This window comes from Limnohabitans sp. (assembly GCF_017848645.1).
In the GTDB taxonomy this organism is placed as follows: Bacteria; Pseudomonadota; Gammaproteobacteria; order Burkholderiales; family Burkholderiaceae_C; genus Limnohabitans_A.
The window spans coordinates 1-3,618 of sequence record NZ_JAFEIF010000014.1; the positions used below are offsets into that span (position 1 = coordinate 1).

A 3,618-nucleotide genomic window follows, 5' to 3' on the forward strand; every position below is an offset into this window, starting at 1 on the left:
GTCCGATGCCGAGTTTGTGAATGCGGACCTGCACGAAGCCCATGCCCTGCAGCACATCACCGATCCCGAACTGCGTTCTGCCCAAGCCCGGGCTTGGGCCGATGCGCGTCGCGCCGCTTGTTTGGCGCAAGGCCAGTCGTTTGTGAGCGAGACGGTGTTTTCGCATCCGTCCAAACTGGCTTTGATGCGGGATGCGCGAGCGGCGGGTTTTGCCGTGGTGCTGTTGGTGGTGTGTGTGAATGACCCGCGTCAGTTGCTGGGCCGGGTGGCGCAGCGTGTGGCCGAGGGCGGTCACGATGTCCCGTCCGAGCGCATTTTGGCGCGTTACCCACGGACTTTGCGGCATTTGCACGACGCCATTCCCTTGGCCGATTTGGCTTTGCTGTACGACACCTCGGGCGTGGGCCGACACGGCATTTCAGGCCCCAAGCTGGTGGCCCGTTGGCGTCATGGGGTGTGGCATTGGCAGGTGGCGCGGCCACCGGCTTGGGCCAAAAAGGTTCAGCCTGCCAAGCCGCCCACGCCGCTGGTTGCGTAGTTCTGGCTGGCGTGAGGGAGAGAGGAGGGCGCGGGCGCTGGTGCGGCCTCAGATGGCGTCTGGTGCATCCGCTGTGTTGGCCCCTTTTTGCGCCACCACGCACTGCACCCCCTGATCGTTCATGAGCTGCGCCAGCGCAGGCTCGGTCGGCAAGTCGGTGAACAGGGTGTGCACCGCTTGGAGCGGGGCCATTTCGATCATGGCCGGGCGGCCGAATTTGCTGTGGTCGGCCACCAGCCAGACCTGGCGTGACTGGGCCACGATGGCGCGGGCCACCATGACTTCGCGCAGGTCGTAGTCGCGCAGGGTGCCGTCGGCGTCGATGCCGCTGATGCCGATCAGGCCAATGTCGACCTTGAACTGGCGGATGAAGGCCAGCGCCGCTTCGCCCACCACGCCCAGGTCTTCGTGGCGCACGGTGCCGCCCGCCACCAGCACTTCGCACTGGGGGTTGGCCGCGAGGATATGCGCCACATGCAGGTTGTTGGTCACCACGCGCAGGCCTTTGTGTTGCAGCAGTTCGCGGGCCACGGCCTCGACGGTGGTGCCAATGTTCATGAACAGGCTGGCACCGTCGGGGATGGCCTGGGCCACTTGCCGGGCAATGTCTTGTTTGGCCTGCGCCTGGGTGCGTTGGCGCTCGGTGTAGGTGGTGTTGCGTGTGGAGGAGTCGGCCACCCGCACGCCGCCATGAAAGCGCTCCAGCATGGCCGCCTCGGTCAGGCGCTGCAGGTCGCGCCGCACGGTTTGCAGGGGGATGCCCAGCTGTTCGGCCAGGGTTTCGGTTTTGACGCTGCCGTGTTCGCGCACGGCTTGCAAAAGGGACAGTTGTCGGGGATTGAGGGCCATGGCAGTCGCTGTGAGGTCCGGGTCAGTACTCAGTTCTTCAGAATAGCGCAAAAACCGACCATTTCACCGATACAATCAAAAACAGTCAATTAAGAACAACATTTTTCGATCATTTCAGGAAAATTTGTGGAAAATTCAAGCGCTTTGTCTTCTGATGCCCCCAGCGTGAACGCCTCCGGTGCTCCAAATGAACCCGATGCCCCATGGGATGTGTTGGTGGTCGGTGGGGGTGCCACGGGCCTGGGGGTGGCCGTGCAGGCGGCGCTGCAAGGCCAGTGCGTGGCCTTGCTGGAAGCGGGCGATTGGGCCTGCGGCACCTCGTCGCGCTCGACCAAGTTGCTGCACGGCGGCGTGCGCTACCTGGCGCAGGGGCATTGGCGGCTGGTGCGCGAGGCCTTGCGCGAACGCGCCACGGTGTTGGCCTTGGCACCGCATTTGGCGCAGCCTTTGTCTTTTGTGGTGCCCGGAGCCAGTTGGCTGTCTTGGGCCTGGACGGGCATGGGCCTGAAACTTTACCAATGGCTGTCCGGGCGCTGGAGCTTGGGGCGCACGGTGGCCTTGTCGCGTCGCCAGTTGCTGGCGCGTTGCCCGGGTGATGCGGCCGGTGGCGTGGCGGGTGGCACTGCACCCGCAGTGGGCAGTGCTGCGCCGCAAAGCACCTGGGTGGCGGGCATGCGCTACTGGGATGCCCAGTTTGAAGACGCCCGCCTGGCCTTGGCACTGGCCAAGACGGCCCGCCGCGCCGGGGCCAGTTTGCACAACCACGCCCGGGTCACGGGCTTGCAGCGCGAGGCGCAAGGCTGGCGCGTGCAGTGGCTGGACGAGCGCAGCGGCCAAACCCGCGAGGGCCTGGCCCGTTGCGTGGTCAATGCCACCGGGGTCTGGGTCGATGGTTTGCGCCAGATGGCCATGTCGCCCGGCAACAGCAGCAGTGGCACCAGCAGAGATGGCCCCCCAGTCAAGCCGCTGGTCACGGCCAGCCAGGGCGTGCACCTGGTGGTGGCCCGCGAGCGATTGCCCATTCGCGAGGCGGTGCTGATTCCGAGCACCGCCGATGGCCGTGTCTTGTTTGCTGTGCCTTGGCTGGGGGCCACCGTGATCGGCACCACCGACACCCCCCGCGCCGACGCGCCTCAAGAGCCCGTGCCCATGGCCGAGGAGCTGGACTTCCTGTTTCGAGAAGCCCGCCAGTCTCTGGGCGTGAGCTTGGGCCGGGCCGATGTGTTGAGCGTCTGGGTCGGTTTGCGGCCCTTGGTGGTGCAGGGCGCAGCGGATGCGGCAGGCGGGTCGACCAGCCAAATGTCGCGCGAACACCTGATTCGCCGCGAAGCCCCGGGTTTTGTCACGGTGACGGGTGGCAAGTGGACCACTTACCGCAGCATGGCCGAGCAAGTGATGCAGGCCCTGGCCGAGCATGGCGACTTGGCCACAGGCCTGGGCGTGGCCTCAAGCCCGGTGAACACCGCGCTGCACCGCTTGGTGGGTGCGCCGCCAGTGGGTGCTGTGACAAGCTCAGCCTCGGCGGCATACTCGCGTATCGGCGACGCCCCCGGTTTGCATTTGTGGGGCACCGAGGCCGAAGAGGTGCTGCGCCTGCCCGGGGCCGGGCACGATCTGGGCATGGGCCTGAGCGAGGCCATGGTGCGTTTTGCGGCCCGCCATGAATGGGCCTTGACGGTGGAAGACATGCTGGCCCGCCGTTGGCGTGCGCTGTTTCTCGATGCCCGGCAAGCGGCCCGCATGGCCCCGGCCGTGGCCGCTTTGCTGCAAGAAGAAACCGGGCTTGACCCCCGGCTCGATGCGTTTTTAGAGCTGTGCCAACGGTACACCTTGGCCGATTGATTTTTTGCGCCGCGCCCATCGCCCAACTGGCAAAGGCTGATCCCCGGTTGGTTGGGGTGCTTTATTGTTTTTGTTGAATTACTGTTAATTTCAGTTCAGTCGTCGCCGTTTCGCCTCAATTTTTTGAGTTGGGATGTGTGTTTTTGTGGGTGGGTTGGCGATAACCCCAAGATCTTTATTGATCCAAGTCATCTATGATTCATTCACGTCTTGCAAAGGACGTTGTTTGTTATTTCATTTAAAGACACATACCCATGGCATCCGTGCAATTGCAGCAAGTCCGAAAGAGTTACGACGGCAAAAACCAGGTCATCCACGGCATCGATCTCGAGATTCAGCACGGCGAGTTCGTGGTTTTTGTCGGGCCCTCCGGCTGCGGCAAATCGACC

The 3,618-nt window shown here is 64.2% G+C and carries 4 protein-coding genes; 3 read left to right on the forward strand and 1 reads right to left on the reverse strand.

Annotated features, from left to right (window positions below):
- Window positions 1–538 (forward strand): zeta toxin family protein (locus QZ190_RS04095; RefSeq protein ID WP_291913795.1); only part of this gene is annotated, 538 nt, incomplete at its 5' end.
- Between the two features lie 48 nt (window positions 539–586).
- On the opposite strand, the gene QZ190_RS04100 is transcribed toward QZ190_RS04095, so the two are convergent.
- Window positions 587–1,387 (reverse strand): DeoR/GlpR family DNA-binding transcription regulator, encoded by an 801-nt coding sequence (locus tag QZ190_RS04100; RefSeq protein WP_291913798.1) that lies wholly within the window; start codon window positions 1,385–1,387, stop codon window positions 587–589.
- Window positions 1,388–1,513: 126 nt separating this feature from the next.
- Here QZ190_RS04100 and QZ190_RS04105 point away from each other — a divergent pair, with 126 nt between their 5' ends.
- Both QZ190_RS04105 and QZ190_RS04110 read left to right on the forward strand, forming a co-directional pair.
- On the forward strand, window positions 1,514–3,229 hold the full coding sequence (locus tag QZ190_RS04105) for a glycerol-3-phosphate dehydrogenase/oxidase (protein WP_291913800.1): 1,716 nt from the start codon (window positions 1,514–1,516) through the stop codon (window positions 3,227–3,229).
- Window positions 3,230–3,483: 254 nt separating this feature from the next.
- Window positions 3,484–3,618, forward strand: a 135-nt coding sequence (locus QZ190_RS04110; protein WP_291913801.1) for an ATP-binding cassette domain-containing protein, incomplete at its 3' end; no start/stop codon positions are given.